Raw genomic sequence first — 17,465 nt, forward strand, 5'->3', positions numbered from 1 at the left:
TCACTTTCGGTGAACGGGCGGCCCAGGTGCATCACGATCGCATTTCGCACCCTCGTTCTTGGGGTGGCGCACCATTGATGGTGATGGAATCGGTGGCGAAAGGCACCTCAAGAGCAGGGCGGGTAGCAAGATGACGCACGGCGGGTACGGCGGCGGTCAGCCCGACCCGTTCGGTCCTGACCCGGTCGGTGGTCCGCCGAGCACGCAGGGCTATCTGCCGCCGCTCACCCCGGGCGCTCCCCCCACGACGGGTCCGGTGTTCCCGGCCCCCGGTAGGCCAGCCGGTGAGGTCAACACATTCGCGACCTTGTCAATCGTGTTCGCGTTCGTGTTCGCCCCCGTCGGCGCGGTCCTTGGCCATGTCGCGCTCTCACAGATCAAACGACGCGGGCAGCGCGGCCGTGAACGCGCGATCATCGGCCTGACGATCTCCTACGTGCTGATCGTGCTGGCGGTGATTGCGCTGGTGATCTGGCTCCTCATGTCCGACGCCTCCAAGCCCCCTTCATCGCCCGGTCCGACGACGGCGACGACGACACCGCGCGCATCGCCGCCACCTCCACGGACCACTGTCTTCACCCCGCCGCCCGCGCAGCGGCCGACGGTCAGAGTGGAGCAGCTTCGGGTGGGCGACTGCGTCGAAGTCCAGCAGACGCAGCCCGACCCCACGAAAGGGCCCGACACCAACGTCATCCTCATTTTTCCGGTGCGCTGCGAGGTCCGGGACGGCGTATTTCGGGTAGACCAGATCTTGACGACCAGCGCATGCCCTGGCCAGACACTGTTCGACAGGGGAGAGACGGTATTCGCCTGTATCTCGGATTACCGAGGCTGATGATGATGAGGGTGTGTTCACTGACTGCCCATAGCCCGCCGCTGACGAGGTGCTCCCATGCGTCCCAGCGGTAATCCGTTCGAGCCGCCGTCGGCCGATCCGTTCGGGACACCGTACGGAGACGCAACCGTGCCACCGAGCACCACCCCACTCAGGCATGGGGCGCCGTACGGAGCACCGCCGTCCACCGACTACAACACCTTCGCGGTGCTGTCGCCGATCTTCGCGGTGGTGGTGCCGCCGGCCGGGGTCGTGTTGGGGCACCTGGCTCTGCCGCAGATCCGCCGCACCGGTGAGCGCGGACGCAACGCCGCGATCGTCGGACTGGTGATCGGCTATCTGATGTGCCTGGTGCTGATCGCCGCCCTCATCTGGTGGCTGACCAGTGATTCGAACCCTGGCCAGGGGGCCGCCCAGTCATCGACGAGCGCCACCCCTTATCAGGCCCCGCCGCGGCCATCGACCGTGACCTCCGTTGCCCCGCCGCCAACCATTCCGCGGATCAAGCTCGACCTCGCCACCGTGCCGGTCGGTACCTGCGTCGAGATCCAACTGCGCAGCGACGAAGGCAACGACGCTTTGGACCTGTTCAAGGTCGATTGCGCGCACAAGGAAGGGGTGTACACCGTCACCGCGCGGGTCTCCGCCAATTACGACTGCCGTTCCGTCTACGTCGCCGCGCCGCGCGACCACTCCTTCGCCCTGTGCCTGAACCCCTACTGATGCCGATGAGTCAACCGGATCCGTTCGATTTCAGCGACTTCGGCCCGTCCTCTGGCGGTCCGCCGCCACCCCGCACGGGTTCGCGTCCCGCCCCCGACTTCTCCACCGGCTTCGATCCATGGGCCAATCAGCCGAAGACCCGGGCGCGACATCAGGACGCCTCCGAGCGCGACGCCTTCGGCCAGACGATCGCGCCGGGGACGCTGGCGACCGCCGGGCCGCCGCTGAAGTGGTTCGGCGTGGCGCTGGTGATGGCCGCGGCCGGGGTGGTCCTCGCCGTGGTCAGCGCCACCGGCGGTGGCGGCGTCTTGGCACCCGCGCTGGCCGGGTGGCTGCTCGCGGGTCCGCTCGCAATCGGCGCGTTGGCGGTCTACACGCGAATTGACACCCGCCGGCGCAGCGAGTCGATCTATTCGGCCCCGCGCTGGGCGGCAAGGTTGTACTGGGCCGTGCTGGTCGTATGTCTGGTGGGCATCGCATTGGGTGCCTGGCAGATCGCGCTGTGGGCGGGCAGGCAGTAGATGTCTACGCGAATTCCATTGTCGCTCAGGCGGATTGGTCTGCTGTTCGCCGTTGCGTTGGCGATCGTGGCGCTGGCCGGCTGGTCGACTCCATCCGCGCATGCCGAGCCGTCCGGTGGCGGCGCGAAGCGGTTCGGTGCTTGTCTGGCGTCGCAGAAAGTCGGCGATCTGGTGCTGTTGTTCGACGAGTCCAGCAGCCTGCAGGGCAGCGACCCTCAGGCAGCCAGGGTGCAGGCGGCGCGCTACTTGATGCAGACGCTGGGCAGATACGCCGACCGTGTCGGCGCGAATCTCGAGGTTGCCACCGCGGGGTTCTCGGACACGTATACGCGAGAACAGGACTGGACGAAGCTGACCGCGTCCACCGCCGATCAGGTGAGTGCGCAGCTGTCGAGCATCGCCGGCAAGAACAGCGGCATCGACACCGATTACTGGCTGGCGCTCGACGGGGCCCGCCAGGAGTTGGCGTCACGCGGGCAGGGGCCCAACGGCGGACAGCGCTGCCAGGCGATCGCGTGGTTCTCCGACGGCAAGATCGACTTCACGTCGCGGGCAACATCCAAGCCTTACGCCGACGGCGTCACGCTGGACAGCCCGACCGGCGTGGAGGACACCACCAGGAGGGCCGTGGAGTCGATCTGCCGGCCGGGCGGCGTCGCCGACCAGTTGCGCAGCAGCGGCATCATCATGCTGGGAATCGGCCTGGGCGCCAATAAGACTCCCGGCGACTTCGACGTGATGTCGGCGATCAGCACGGCCCACGGACTCAACGGCATGGCGTGCGGGAACATCACTGACCCGATACCGGGCGACTTCTACCCCGTGTCCAACATCGACGACATGCTGTTCGGGTTCGACGCGCTCAACCCGGACCCGGCCACTACCGGGCAGGGCCCGGTCTGCCAATTGCGCGTGTGCCCGGAGGCGCGGCACAACTTCACGTTGGACCGCTCGATCAAGTCTGTGAACATCCTCGGTTCGGGCGGAGCGGCCGGTGTGGTGCCGTACCTGATCTCGCCATCCGGTAAGACGTTGGAACTGCCCAAGAAGGACGGCCGCAACACTGCCGACATCGACGGTGTGCCGGTGACATATGAGTGGCAATCCGATTCGGCGCAGACGATTTCGCTGCAGAACACCGGTGGCCCGCAGTGGCCGGGGCAATGGGCGGTCGTCTACGTCGACACCACGGGCCAGCACCCCGACGCGGTGTCGCGGGTCAGCATTCACATCACCACCGACATTTTTCCGGCGCTCACCAACGCCGACAAACGCCCGTGGCGCAGCGGGCAGGTGGTGAAGGGTCTTACGTTCGGTCTCGTCGACGGGCAGGGCAAGCCCATGCTTCCGACCGATCTTGCAGGCACCGCGACGATGTCGGCGGCGCTGGCGCCCGACGGCGCGGCACCCATCCCGCTGCTTGAATCCATCGCCAAAGACGACATCGCCAGGCCGGTGGACGCCGACCTGACGAAGGTGAATCCCGGGCGCGCGATGTTGCGGATGTCGCTGGTGATCACCACCGCGCCGGCCACCGACCCGTCCGGTGCTCAGATCGCCCCCGGCACCCAGCTGTCGCCCCAGGACGTCGAAGTCCCCGTGCAGATTCTGCCCAAGCTCGGCTTGCCTGTCCCGGGCGAGCGGATCGACTTCGGCACTGTGCAGGCGGCGAAGGGGGCGTCCGCGTCGCTCAACATCACCGGCCCGGGCTGCGCCTGGATGGCCGATACCGACGCCGCCAAAGTGGTGGCCGCGCCCGATGACATCGGTGCCGCGCGGCTGTCCTCCACCGCGAATTCCCCGCAGAATTGCGTGAAGGTGCAGGCCGGGCAGACCGGGCAGCTGCCGGTAGCGCTGCGCACCGACCGCGACGGGCGCGGCGGGCTGACTGGAACCGTGCCGATACACGTTGCGGCGCTTGACAACCCGGGTGATGCACAGGTCGTCGATGTTCCGTTCGTCGCATCGCTGATCAAGCCGTTGAACACCACAAACTTCGTGCTTGTGTTCTTGGCCGCGCTGCTGCTGGGTCCGGGTATTCCACTGGCACTGCTGTATGCGGCCAAGTGGTGGGTCAGCAAGATCCCCGACACGCCGATGCTGGCCGATCGGATCCCCGTCGAGGTGAACAACGACGTGGTGCTGCGTGACGGGCAACCGTTCGCGCTGGCCGACACCGACCTGATCCGGCCGGTGCCCGGGCTGGCCGGGGGCGCTCGCCGAGTCTCGCTACAGGGCGTCACGCTGACCACGACCATCGGCCGTAGCCCGTTCGGCCCCGGTTATGTCACCGTCGACGCCGAAGGTCTGGTCGGTGTCGGTTCGGCGCTGCCCGGAACCGACCGCACCGGACTGCGCGCTGTGCTACCACTGGCTGTGCACAACAACTGGGTGGTCCTGCACGATCCCCGCGGACCGGCCAACGTCGCCGATGTGCTGTTGCTGGTCGGCGGACGCACCGACGTCGCGGCACGCGAGCGGATCTACGAAGACGTCGGCCGTCGACTGCCCGAGCTGCTCAACGGGCTGCGGCTGCGGGCGGTTGAAGCCGGGCTGGCTGTCTCCGGTGACGAAGCGCGACAAGCGGTTTCGCCGTTCGGTGAACCCGCGAAGGGCGCGCAGGCCCATGACCAAGATCCGTTCGACCCGTTCAGGGAAGGAAACTGAATGCGACGATTCCTCATCGTGGGATGCGGTGGTTCCGGCGGTGCCACGCTGGCGTTCATCATGGATCAGCTGCGCTCCGAACTGCACTCCGCGGGCATCGAAAAGCTGCTGGGCGGTTGGCAATTCGTTCAGATCGACGTGCCGAGCGCGCCCGAGACGGGCCCTGAGGGGCTGGCCAACGTGCCGGAGCAGGGCGGCACCTACATCGGCTGCGGACCGCAGGGCAGCAGCTACGCCATCCTCGACGCGGCAGTGTCGCAGCGGCTGGCCGCCGAATCGGCGTTGGACACCACGGCCACCTGGGCGCCGCGCAACCCGCAGGAGGTTGCCATCCCGATCTCGGCCGGCGCTGGGCAATACCGGGCCATCGGGCGGATGATCACACTCAGCAAGGCCACCGAGATCCACACCCGCCTGCAGGCCTCGTGGGATGCCCTTTTCCGAGTCGAGACGATCTCTCAGATGTCCACCGCCGACGTGCCGGGCATGGGCAAGTTCGACCCCAACGAGCCGCCGCTGGTTCTGGTGGTGTCGTCGATGGCAGGCGGGGCGGGCGCGTCGATGGCGTTGGACGTGTGCCGGTTGCTGACCTTGGTGTCGGGTCTGGACCCGAAACTGATGGGCGTCTTCATGGTGACGCCCGACATCTTCGATTCGCTTCCACAGAGCTCCATCGTCGGGGTGCGCGCCAATTCGCTTGCCATGCTGGGGGAGATCGTGGCCAGTCAAGCGGGGTCGGCGCGGGAGCACGACGTGCGGCTGATGCGGGCGCTTGGCCATCAGCACGGCGAAGGCGAGCCGATCCCGTTCGCTCGGGTGTTCCCGGTGGGCCGGTTCATCGGCGCAGACCGCACCCTGTTCGGAGACGGCTCCCAGTGGGCCGTCTACCGTGGACTGGCACGCGGTCTCGCGGGGCTGATGATGAGCGGCGCGGCAAGCGACCAGTTCGTCTCCTACGATCTCGGCAACACGGCCTCGCCGGAGGGCGACCGCGACCTGCTGGGTTGGGGCATCTCCGCATGGGACGTATTGCCTTGGGGCACCTACGGTTTCGCCAGCTTGAGCATGGGCCGCGACCGCTACGCCGAGTACGCCGCGCAGCGGCTGGCGCGCAGCTGCGTGGACAAGCTGCTGTACGGGCATCTGCAGGCGGGCAACCCGGCGTCGAGCACCGAGCAACTCGATTCGCTGCTGAGCAGCCAGTGGCAGGCACACTGCGCCGAGCTGCAACTGCCGGCGAACCCGGGCGACGAGCAGACCAGGACCGGCATTCTCGGCCGCTGGATCGGCTCCGACGCCTTCGCCCCGGACACCGTCGCCGCTACCGTCAACGGGCTGATCGACCGGCAGCTGCGCGGGTATCTGCCCAACCCCGAGGGCATGACCGCCGAGCAGTGGGTGCCGATATTCCGTCAGGCCCTTCGTAACCGGGCCAGCGAACTCCTGCGGGCCTGCGACGACGCTGCCTACGCAATGGCGTTCAGCTGGCACCGCGAGTTCGCCGGGCGGGTCGAACAGGGAGTTGGCGGGACGATCGCGACGATGGGCCTGCCGTATGCCCGGGAACTGGTCGACCGGTTGCGCCGTCACATCGACGACGTGCTCGCCCCCGGGGTGGCGCAGCTGGGGACGATGGGCCCGCCTGACATCGTCGCGGTGCCGCCGCAGGTGGATGCCGCGCTGCGCTCGATGCGCGGGGTGATGACCAACGCCGATCAGGTGATAGCCACGGCGCTGGACGGGTTCCGGGCGGGAGTGCGACGCCAACTGTTCGCCGACGCCGCCGCGCGCATCGCCGATGTGATGAGAGTGATGGGCGCGGAGATGCTGCGGCCACTGCGCGACGCGCTCGGCGAAGCCATGGTGCTGCTGGAGCAGGCGCGCGCGGAAGTGCCGACCGATGTCGGGCTTGCGCGGCTGACCACCGACCAGTACGCGGCCTGGCCCGCCGATGCCGACGAGCTGGTGCCCGCACGGTTCGCCGAGGCCAACAACGAAGTGCTGCTGATCAGCTCGTCGGCGTTCAAGGGCCGCTACGAGCTCGATCTGCCCAAGGCCGTGGCAGGCGCCAATGCCATGGTGCCGCTGCGCACCGCGATCGACGACGCGACGACCCAGGTGATCCTGGGCCAGTGGCGTACCACCGGCGGGGTGTCCGCGCCAGGCGGCCTCATTGAACGCACCGCGACCTGGGTGACCCGCGCGTTGGGGACCGACCCGGAGACGAGTCGGCCCCGGGTGCCTTCGATGGCGCAGTTCGATGTGCACACCCGCCCCGCGGAGCTGTTGACCCGGGCCCGGCTGTACGTGGGTCGGCCCGGGGAGTCCTTCGACGAGTTCTGCAAGGTGTCGCTGCGCGACTTCGTGCAAGGCGCAGGCGCCGCGGAATCGGAATTGGTCGTGCGCCGCCGGGACATCACCACCAAGTTCGCCGAGGCGCTGTCGCTGGCTCGACCGCTGGCCAGCGTGAACGACGAAGCGCTGCAGCGGGTGCATCCCGGCCAGCAGACGGAGTACCGCTACAAGTTCTCCGAGGTGCCTTTCGCCGGCCAGCCCGTCGCCGAAGCGCTGTTCGACGTGCTGCGCACCAATCCGCGTATCGACCAGGCCACCAAGGACAACTACCACCGGTCGCTGTCGGACGAGGACAGCGTGACCCGGGTGGACATCTTCGGGTCCTACCCCAACTACTCGCCGCTGGCGTTCGACTCGGTGCTCAAGCCCGCTGCCCAGCAGTGGGCCCGGATCGCGGGGCCGGGCCGGGGGACGTTCTGGCGCTATCGGCGCGCACGACCCCTGCCGGCGTCGCTGCCGATGACCGACGACGAGCGCCGCGCGATGACCGCGGGATGGTTGCTCGGGCAGATCGTCGGCCGGATCCACATCCCCGAGTCGCCGTACACCGACGCGGTGCGCATCTACGACGCGGATGCCGGGCACTGGCTGAATTTTCCCAACCCGCTGCTGACCCCGCCGTCGGCTTTCATCGCCACCTACGACTGGCTGCCCGCAGTGCTGGAGAGCATCCTGCTCGCGATCGCGCAATCGCACGAGCCGCCGGTGATGCATACGCTGCGGCCCTACGGCGTGCTGCGAGAACTCTACGACGCCCATTCGCAGGACCCGGCCAGCGGCATCGTCGAGTTGTCGGCCAGTGACGTGCTGCGCGACTTCCTCACCGGCAGCTCTGCCGCGCCCGGCGTGACGCCGCGAATCGAGACGATCGCCGCGGCCCGCAGTCCCGAGGAGCGCGCCGCGGCGGCGCAGGAGTGGTTGACGAATGTGCGCGACGTCGCCGCACAGTATCTGCCGGGGGACATGCCTGGTGCGGCCCCAGGCGGAGTGTTCACGTCGATCCCGACACGGTCGACGGCGTCGAAGACGCCGATCTTCCGCGACCTCGCACCTGACGTGTTCTGGGCCACCGAAGCGCTCGCCCGGTTGTTGCAGCGCGAGGCCGCGGCGCTGGAGCGGGGCGCGGCGACCGCCGGGACCGGCCATCTCGACGACGGGCCTGTGGTGATCCCGGAGGGCGGCACGTTCTGACCATGTCGATGCCGAGCAGTTCGCAGCAGGCGCTGACGGTGTTGGTCGCTCCGCACGCCGGAACGGAGGAGATTTTCGCCGTCTTGGCCGATTACTCCGCTGTCGAACTGCTTGCCGTGTTCGCGTGGGTCGATGCCGCCGACGTCGGGGGCGCGTCCACCCCGGCCACCGTGTTGCGCGACGGCCGCGCCGAACCGGCGGTGTTGCAACAATTGCTCACCGCCGAGCGCTACCCGCGGATCCGCGTGGTCATCCTGGTGCCCGTCGAGGCGCGGTCCGTTGACCGCGTGCCCCTCGCGGTCGAACAGACGGTGGAGCAGATTGTGCGCAGCAGTTCGATGGGCGCGCGCATCAGCCTGCTGCGTGTCCTGCTGACCCGTGGAGACGCCGCAGGGGCGGACCCGGATTCGACGATGGTGCTCGAGGGATGGCACAACCTGCTTGTCGCACCCGAGGATTCGGCGGCACCCGGCCTGGGCGCGGTGCCGAGCGGCCCCCTCACCGATCCCCTCGAATTCGCGCAACGCGCCGCACCGGTGATCGCCGGGATCGCCGGCTTGTGGGCGGGATTGGAGCAGACCCCGTTCGACACGTTGGAGATCCTGCCCGGGCAGACTGTGCGCGCGGTGCGGGCGTTCTACCGGCGACTGGACAGCAGCGAGGTCGAAGAGCGCCTGCGCGCCGAGCTGTTCGACCCCTCGGGACGGCTTCCGCTGCCCCGCGGCGGCGAGGTGCCCGTCGTCTACGTGGAGAACGTCGTCGGCGCCACGCAGACCATGGCCAGGGCGTTGTGGACCAAGCACCGCGACCTGCTCCGCGGTCCGCGGCTGTCGGTGGGTGATGTTGGTGCTCAAGCAATTTCGATCTGGGCCGCATTGCGGATGTTCTTGAAGTTCATGGGCGCGGCACTGCGGCAGGCGCCGGGCGCGTGGTGGTCGGCGGTGACGGGTTCGGTGTCGTCGGTGTTGGCCAGCACGGTGCAGGGCACGGTGTTCGGCGGCAGAGACTCCGCTTTCGCGGTGGTGACCAATACCGAGGTGGCCAACTGGCAGCACGTGGGTCGAAGCGCCGACACGCTGAACACCGCGCTGGGCGGGGAGCCGCCGCAACATCTTGCGCAGCGCGACCTGAGCGCGCTGTGGATGGATTTCGTTGCCGGGGCGCTGACGCTGGCCGACGGCGGCCGTCGCGCTGCGGGGTTGGAGCCGGTGCCGGTGGGTTCGGGCGTGGGGGTGCTCGCCGCCGCCTCTGACGTGGTTCCCAGTGCCACTGAATCGTTTTCGTCGATCCCCACGTCGCTGTCCGCCGTCATCGGGCTCAGCTCGGTGGAACCCGCCGATGTGCTCGGCGTCGCCGACCTGCGGGAGCGGCTGCAGCGCGCCTATTCCGACCCCGCGGCCGGGGTCGAGGCGCGTACTGCGGGCACCGCGTTGGAAGACTGGCACCGGTTCGTGTCGAAAAGCTATGCCTGGCAGGTCGGTTCCATCCTTGCGGACTTTCTCCACCGGGCCCGCGGTGAGGTCGCCCAATTGGCGGGTGAGATCCAGCGGGCCGCCACCCGGGTGTCGGCCGACGAGCGACTGCAGGCTCGCCAGCGGGCGATCGGCGTCATCCTCAAGACATGCTTCTGGGCACTCGTTCTGGTGTTCCTCGTGCTCGCCGGGATCACCGCCGCGGGATGGGTGCGCTGGCCGTTCGCGCTGTGGACGGGCGGCGTGATGCTCGGCTTGTACATCCTGTCGTCGCTGGCGTTGTTCTTGTTCTCGCAGCGGGATCTGTTCGCCGAGACGCACTTACGACAGTCTCAGCTGGGTGAGCTGGAGACCATGCAGGCCAACCTGCGGGCGGCGCTGCAGGATGTCAGCAGGTTGTCTACCGCGTATGGACAGCTGCTGTCGTGGTGCCGGGTGCTGGGCGCGGTGCTGCGGGCGCCGTTCGGGCCCGCGCCGGCGGCGCGGCCGTCACCCGGCCGGATCTTCGACGGCCTGCCCCGCTCGACGCAACTCGGTGTCGCCGACCCCGACGAGCGGCAGGCCGCCGACGCCGCGCATGCGATTCAGCGGCGCCTCTACGCATTTGGCTGGCTGACCCAGCCGTGGCAGGACATGATCAACGAAGTGGCCGCACGGCTGCGTGAGGAACCGGAGATGCTGTTCCGGATGCCGGGCATCGGCACGCATTCCGGGCTGGACCAATGGTCGTATGCGGTCGCTTCCGGGCAAGTCCAGCCCACCGGCGCCGACGCACTGTGGGGGCGAGTCGAGCAGATGTTCGCCGACGGGCGCGGCGACGTCGCTGGCGCGCTCACCGGCACGGTCCTGTTACCGGGCGACGACCGGCATGTGCCTGCTCGGCAATTCGGCGCGGGCATCACGGAGCACGGCGACGGGCGGGCGGCCCCGTTCGACGCGGCGCTGTTCACCCACACCGCCACGACAGCGGGCCGCTCGAGCGTCGCGGTCGACGAGGCCGCGGTGGCGCGCTCCGGCTTGGGATATCGCGCCGTGGTGGTGCAGGCCAGTGATGGATTGCCTCCCTACGACTTTGCGCTGTTTGCACCCGGTGTCACCGCGGCATCCGACGGTGAAAAGGACGCGACAGTGCCCAGCGCGCGGGAGCGCCGTGACGTCCCGCCGCGTCAGGACATGGTGTTCTAGCGATGCCCGACCCGCAGCACATCGACGCGGCCGACGATCCGCGGCTGCCGGCACTGATGGCGTGGCGACAGCGGCTCATCGACGCCGGTGCGGTGTCGCGCACCAGCTTCAAGGAAGCCCATCTGCGTCTGGTGCTGCGCTCGGGCCGCACCGAGGTCGCGCAGATCCGGGCCATGCTGCCGCCCTCGGTGGCCGAGCACGCCGAAGAGATGGCCCGACTGCTGGCCGAGCTCGAAAACCGAAGGGACGGTGGCGGATCAGAAGTCGTTGCCGCCGACGCGCCTCGTACCGATGCCCTCTTCGAGGAACTCCATTATCAAGCAGGTGATTTCGCGCCGTTCCAGTTGGGTGAGCAGCGCAGTGACGTGCACCCGATTGGGTTGCGACGGCGGCGCGACGACGCGCAGTCCGGTGCCCTCGAGTTGACGTGGCCCCCGGCTGGCTCTGACACCGTCGTCATCTACCGGATCGTCAGCGATGAGGACGACCCGCCGTACTCACCGGATCGGGCGTATCTGCTCGGCGCCACTACGGCTACGTCGGCGCTCGACGAACGGCCGCCGGACGGCGCCGTGCGCCACTACCAGGTGTGGGTCAACAGTGGACCCACCCGCGCTCAGGCGTTGTCCACTCAACCGGTCAAGCACGCCGAGGCGGCGTTGGTGAGTCCCGTGCGCGACTTCGCAATTCGAGAGGACAGCGGCCAGGTCATCGGCAGATGGAACGTCCCCTCGGCGGTGAGCGAGGTATTCATCTACCGCATACCGGCCGAGGAGGCCGGTCGTGAGAGACCCGAGCACCGCATCCTGAGGGGAACTGACACCCGTCGCGGGTTCGTCGACACCGAGGCGTCGCGCGGACAGCGCTACACCTACCGCGTGCGCTGCGCGGTCACCGTCGGCGGTGTCATCCGGTTGTCGGAGGCCACCGAAGCCACCGTCGAAGTGTCGGCGGTGCTCGCGCCGGTGACCGATCTGTCGCTGGGCGCCTACAGCCAGGACGGGTCGCGGTTCCAGCTGACGTGGACGCCGCCGCCGACCGGCACAGTGGTCATCTATCGCAGCCAAAGCGCGCCCAACGCGGGCGCAGAAACTGTCGAATTGCCCGAGACCACGCTCGAGCAGATCGGCCTGCACCCCGTCCATCGACTGACACAGCCGGTGTCGCAGGGCCGCGACGAGCACGGCCGTGACCGTGCGGTGATGGCGGGGGTGTCGTGGCCGGACAGCTGGAGCAGGGCCTACTTCACCCCCGTGACGGTGTTGGCTGGGCGTGCGCTGCCGGGCACCACGGTGTCCTCGGTGCGCACGGGAGGCATCCGCGACGTCAACCTGGCCGAATACTGCAACAAGCAGGTGCTGACCTTCGACTGGCCTGCCGGTGCCGCGGCAGTGGTCACGCACCTGGCCCCCAAAGGCTACGATCCCCGAAATGGGTTGACCGGCAAAACATTCGAGATCTCCCTCGAGGAGTACGAGAAGTACGGCGGTTTGCAGCTTTCGCAGCAGGAGTTGCCTGCTGCCGGATGCTCGCTGCACCTGGCCCCCGTGGCGTTTTCGGCGGGGCGCCGCGTCGTCGGCGCGATCCGCAGCGTCGAGTACGCCGGGCTGCTGCGCCTGCAATACGCGGTGCGGATCACCCGGGACCCCGACGGCAGGCCCGGCTACGCCACGGTCGCGTTGCGATCCCAGTACGACCTCCCCGGCTCTCCCGCGTTCGTCTTGATCAACAATGCGCAACGCATCCCGCTGTCGATGCACGACGGGCAGGCCGTCGATGCCGCGCCGGTCAATGAACACGGTCAGGTCGTCGGGGAGGCGTCGAAAGAACTGCGGTGGTCGGCGCTGACCACCCACGGCACTGGCGAGATGTGGACCGCCAACGTGCATGGTCTACACGGCTGGATCCGGCTGTTCGTGAACACGCCCTCGCCGGCGCGACTGCGCACGATCGCGCTGCTGGACCCCCCGGTCGAAAATCTGCGGCTCTCCACGGTGACACCGTGACCGCCCGCTACGGCCAACTGGCGTACACGTCGTTCGACCCGCCCGGGTCGGCAGGCGGCTGGCAGATCAAGCAGGTCGCAGGCGGTTTGACTCCGGCAGAAACGCAAACGCTTCTTGCCGGAATGCGTACCGCGTTCCACGCCGTCGAACCGCTGCCCGCCTATCCGACACCCGAACAGCTCGAGCGCGGCCCCCGGCGGCTGGCTTATCGACGCATCGATGCCCGAAGCGCCGGTTACTGGCATACGGCTCCCGCCGGACCGGACAGCACCGGCCGACCCGGCAACGTGTTCGCCCATGCGGTGCTCGACCGCGCTGCGGACGCGCAGCTACAGCAGCGGCCGATTCAGTGGTGGCGGTCGCCGCGATGGGTGTGTCCGTACGGGGCAGCCGCGGTGGCGCGCGCCGTCCTGCCCGACGAAGTACCCGGCCCGGCGGCCGCGGTGACCAAGGACAGCGTGCTGAGGTTCGCATTGGACACCAGCACATGGCGGCTGGCCACCTTGTTCGGCCTGCTCGACGCGGTCGCCGCCGCGCTCGACGGCGGCCCGCCGGTGGTGCTGGGTGTCGAGTCCGTTGATGTCGCCGCCCAGTGGATCGGCCTGGTGAGTTTCCTGATGTCGCCCGGCACGGCCGCGCGGCTGAACTTCTCCACCTTTGATCGCGCCGACCAGGTGGCGGCCGCGCTGCAGAACCAGCAGCACCTGACCGCGGTGCCGGTCGTCGACGTCACCGAGGTTCCCGCCGGGGTGGTGGTGATCGATGAGACCGCGACCTTGTCGCTGGGCGAACTCGGGGGAGAACCACATCGCACGTCGGCCGGGCAGCCCATCGCGGTGACGCCGTGGTCGGCCATGGCGCAGGTGGTGCTGCTCGAGCCAGGCCCGGCGCGCGCGGTGCTCGATGACATCGACGGCTATGCCGCCCAGGTCGACGACACCGTCGTGGCACCGGCCTGGCCGATGGCGATGGCGGTGGCGAGCACGGAGACCTTCGCCGACGCTCACCCCGAAGCCCGCAGCGTCATCGCGGCGCACACCCCCGGCGGGGTAGACCTCGGCACGGCGGTCGGTGCCACCGTTTCAGCAGTCATGACGCAATTGGTCGGCACCAAGACCGCCGACGCCTGGGAGGCGGTGCAGCACGCGCCTGCCGGTCTGGCGGCAGAGCATGCCGACCTGACGTACGCGTGCCGCGCGATCACCGACGACACATGGTTGAGTCAGCTGGGGCCAATCCCCGTCAGCTCCAGGGCATTTCGCGGCAACGCGGTGCCCGCGCAACTGTCCGCGGCGATCGGGCCTGCGCTGGAGCGGGCGGGTGACGTCGGCCCCGAGCAGGTGCTGCGGTTGGTCGATTTCTTGATGCGTGCGGGTGTCGATGACGACCGGTTGTCGGCGGCGCTGCGCCGCGACGTGGCGCCGTCCCTGACCGACTCGCAATACGGCCCACGGCTGGTGCATCGGCTGGGTCAGCGCACCGGCACGCAGGCTCGGCTGGTGCTGGCGGCCGAAGCGCTAAGGGCAGCAAGCGATGACACGCAGCTGGACGAAGACGTGCTCGGTTGGCTCGCCGAGGGAATCACTGCGCCAGCTCCGTCCGAGCTGGTGCACGCGTGCCGGTGGGACGACGCGTGGACCCGTGCGGCGCTTCGCGGCGCGCGCGCCCAACGCGCCGGGGCGGCCGACACCGCCGACCGCTGGCTGCTGCTGTGGTGGTTGCGCGTCTGTGGGTCACCGGTTTTCGAGCAGATGGCCGCGGCCCAAGTGTGGGAACCGGCAGCTCTGCTGGCGGCCGCCGGTGGCGCCCCGCCCGGGCAGTCGGCGCTGCCGACCCTGGTGGGCGCACCGGACTCGGCGGCTCTCCGAGAGCTGGCCGACGCGGTGATGGAGGCCAAAACGGACGATACCGCTGTGGCGTGCGCGGCGGTGCGGTTGCTGGAACCGTGGATGTGGGTCGAGGAAGGCCGCACGGAGACGTACCTGTCCACCTGCAGCACGCATTGGGACACCGCACTTTCCATGGTTGCGCCCGATCGGTTGCATCCGGACTTCACAGTGCGCCTGTTGGCGTTGGCGGTGCTCGCGACGATCACTGGCCAGCCGTATCCGGCGCGATGCGAGGCGCTGGCCGAGGACCCCGCTCTGGCTGCCCAGGCGGCATCGCAGGTGCTGGCGTTGACCGAGCATCACGCCTTCTTGGTCCCGGTGGTATTGGCGGCCGGTCTCGTGCGTGCCGCCCGCGGTGTCGACCATGTGTTGGCGCAAGCCGCCCAACAGCTCGCCGCCACCAGAGTCTTCACCGACCAGGAGATCGAGGACACGGCGGTGTTGATGGCGAAGATGTCGGGCGCTGAACCGGACGGCTCGGCGCTGCGCCGAAACCGAAAGCTGCTGACCCGACTGCAAGTGCGGCCGTGCTGATGCCGATTTTCGTTGTGGGAGAGCGCAATCAGCGCGTCAGCATTCCGAATGAGGCGCTGGCGGTGTCGATCACCGGTTCGCTGGCCGAAGCCGAGTTGGATGTGCGCGCCGGTGCGCAACAGCTGGTGGTGCGCCCGACTGCCCATCGCGCGGTGTTGCCGGAGATCGCAGGCGAAGTCACGGTCGGTGTGCGGCCGGTCGGTGCGGGGAGATTCGGCGCAGGGACCGTCGTTCATCTCGAAATCGCGCACGACAACCCCTCCGAGGTCGACCCGGTGCAGGTGCAGTTCGATCCGGTCGACGTGAGCGGCGAGTCGGCCGTGGTGCTCGCAGCGCTGCGCCCACTCGGATCTCACGTCGAGGTGGGCGTCATCGCGGTGGCCGATGTGCCGCTGAGCCCGTTGGGGTCCGCGGCGCGCAGTTCAGCCCGACAGCTGATCGGCCGCACGCCCGCGCGCTCCGACGAGTCGGTTGTGGTGGCCCTGGACGTGTCGGCGTCGATGCGGCCGTGGTTCGCCGACGGCAGCGCCGCCGCGGCCACCGACGTCGTGGTCGGCGTCGCGGCCGCGGCCGGCATTCGCAGCGTGTCGGCGATGCTCGTGGGAGCGGAGGTCACGCCGGTGGTTGTCGGCGGGCGCCACAGCGCGGACCTGGCCGACGCGGTTCGACAAGCCCGGCCGCGGTGGTCCGCCGGTGCGCGCTGGTCGAAACTTGCACCCGGCGCCCGCACCATCGCCTGCGCCGACTTCCCTACTTCACCTGTGCAACAACGCTTTCCGCTCATCATCTTGTCCAATGACCGCAGGTTCGATGCGGTGGGAGCGCGGTTGCCGTCACCCCGGCAGGGCCGCGACGCATCAGCCGAATTGCTGGCGCACCCGCACGTGCTGGAAAGGATGACGGCCGCTCTGGTGGGGGCACTGACGTGACGAAGTGCCCGCGGTGTTTCTCCGTGCTGACCTCCCGGCAGCACCTGTGGATGGTGCCTCCGCAGGCCGCGTCCGCCCGCTACTTCGACGAGGTCGCGTCGGCGTTCAATGGCGCGCCCGCCGAGAGCGGGCCGTTCTACAAGTGGGACCGCCCGGCGGGCTACCGCGGCCCGCCACCGCCGGCGGCCGACGCCAGCAGCGCGCTGCAAGGCCCGGTGGTCGAAGTGTGCCCGCTGTGTCACTACCCGTTGCCGGAGGGCTGGCGCGACGGGCATGCCGTCTGCATCGCGATGGCCGGCGCCCGCGCCACCGGCAAGAGCCTCTACATCGCCGTGCTGGTGAAGCAACTTGAGCTGCTGTGCGAAAACCTCGGCTTCTCGATGGAACCCGCGACCCGAGCCACTGCTACGGCGTATGCCACCCACTATGAGACGCCACTCTTTGTGCAGCGCGGACTGATCCCGCCGACGCCGACTGTGCACACGCAGGCGTCGCTGCAGCGGCAGCCGTTGATTTTCAGCATCGGCATCTGGCACGGCGTCCGGCGCTACCTGGTGTTGCGTGATGTGGCGGGAGAGGACCTCGAGGCTGGCGACCTGAGCGCGCCGCCGTTCCGATTCTTCGCCAACGCCGACGCCGTCTTCTTCATGTTCGATCCGCTGCGGGTCAAGTCAATTCGTGATCAGCTGCAGGATCTGCTGCCCGCGCAGACCGTCAGCGGAGGCGAGCCGCGCAGCGTGCTGAACAACGTGCTGCTGGCGACCGGGCACGGCCACCCGAAGCTGGCGGTGATCCTGTCGAAATTCGACGCACTGCGGATACTGCGCGATGTCGAGGACTCTGAATGGAGCCTGATCATGTCGAACGCCGGCGCGGCGTATCTGCGTGACACGTCCGACTGGCCGCGCTACGACGAGGCGGGCGGGCAGTTGCTACACGAAGAAGTGCGCAGCCTGCTGACGCGGCTGAATGCGGGCACGATGGTGGCGGCCGTCGAAAACCCCTCCAGCGGAAAGCGGTTGACGCACCGCTATTTCGTGGTGTCCTCACTCGGGCAGCCGCCCAGCGGTAATCGCCTGCATCCGCGCGGTATCGCCCCGTTCCGCTGCGCGGACCCCGTACGTTGGATCACATCGGGGTCCGGCGTGCTGTGAGGGG

Annotated in this window: 10 protein-coding genes; all 10 read left to right on the forward strand. The window is 68.8% G+C overall.

What is annotated here, in order from left to right:
• Nucleotides 1-130: 130 nt before the first annotated feature.
• The 10 genes from ACGFK1_RS04900 to ACGFK1_RS04945 are packed head-to-tail and all read left to right on the forward strand — an operon-like array spanning nucleotide 131 to nucleotide 17,461.
• Entirely contained in the window at nucleotides 131-835 is a 705-nt protein-coding gene (locus ACGFK1_RS04900; protein ID WP_393426510.1) for a DUF4190 domain-containing protein, read from the forward strand.
• Between the two features lie 57 nt (nucleotides 836-892).
• Complete coding sequence (locus ACGFK1_RS04905) at nucleotides 893-1,558, forward strand: DUF4190 domain-containing protein (protein ID WP_393426513.1); 666 nt, start codon at nucleotides 893-895, stop codon at nucleotides 1,556-1,558.
• 5 nt (nucleotides 1,559-1,563) lie between these two features.
• Nucleotides 1,564-2,079: a hypothetical protein gene (locus ACGFK1_RS04910; protein ID WP_393426516.1), complete on the forward strand. Its 516-nt coding sequence runs from the start codon at nucleotides 1,564-1,566 to the stop codon at nucleotides 2,077-2,079.
• Nucleotides 2,080-4,746 (forward strand): VWA domain-containing protein, encoded by a 2,667-nt coding sequence (locus ACGFK1_RS04915; RefSeq protein WP_393426519.1) that lies wholly within the window; start codon nucleotides 2,080-2,082, stop codon nucleotides 4,744-4,746. It begins immediately after the preceding gene.
• The gene (locus tag ACGFK1_RS04920; RefSeq protein WP_393426522.1) at nucleotides 4,747-8,292 is read left to right on the forward strand and encodes a tubulin-like doman-containing protein; all 3,546 of its coding nucleotides are present in this window, start codon (nucleotides 4,747-4,749) and stop codon (nucleotides 8,290-8,292) included.
• 2 nt (nucleotides 8,293-8,294) lie between these two features.
• The gene (locus tag ACGFK1_RS04925; protein ID WP_393426525.1) at nucleotides 8,295-10,949 is read left to right on the forward strand and encodes a hypothetical protein; all 2,655 of its coding nucleotides are present in this window, start codon (nucleotides 8,295-8,297) and stop codon (nucleotides 10,947-10,949) included.
• Nucleotides 10,950-10,951: 2 nt separating this feature from the next.
• A complete protein-coding gene (locus ACGFK1_RS04930) occupies nucleotides 10,952-12,955 on the forward strand; it encodes a hypothetical protein (protein ID WP_393426528.1) in 2,004 nt (667 codons plus the stop codon).
• Nucleotides 12,952-15,378 carry a hypothetical protein gene (locus ACGFK1_RS04935; RefSeq protein ID WP_393426531.1) on the forward strand — a complete coding sequence of 809 codons (2,427 nt, stop codon included), beginning with the start codon at nucleotides 12,952-12,954 and terminating at the stop codon, nucleotides 15,376-15,378. Before ACGFK1_RS04930 ends, ACGFK1_RS04935 begins: the two co-directional genes overlap by 4 nt.
• Complete coding sequence (locus tag ACGFK1_RS04940; protein ID WP_393427850.1) at nucleotides 15,378-16,307, forward strand: hypothetical protein; 930 nt, start codon at nucleotides 15,378-15,380, stop codon at nucleotides 16,305-16,307. The genes ACGFK1_RS04935 and ACGFK1_RS04940 overlap by 1 nt, the downstream gene beginning before the upstream one ends.
• A complete protein-coding gene (locus ACGFK1_RS04945; RefSeq protein ID WP_393426534.1) occupies nucleotides 16,304-17,461 on the forward strand; it encodes a hypothetical protein in 1,158 nt (385 codons plus the stop codon). Before ACGFK1_RS04940 ends, ACGFK1_RS04945 begins: the two co-directional genes overlap by 4 nt.
• Nucleotides 17,462-17,465 lie beyond the last annotated feature (4 nt).

The organism is Mycobacterium sp. NPDC048908, assembly GCF_043197955.1.
GTDB lineage: Bacteria > Actinomycetota > Actinomycetes > Mycobacteriales > Mycobacteriaceae > Mycobacterium.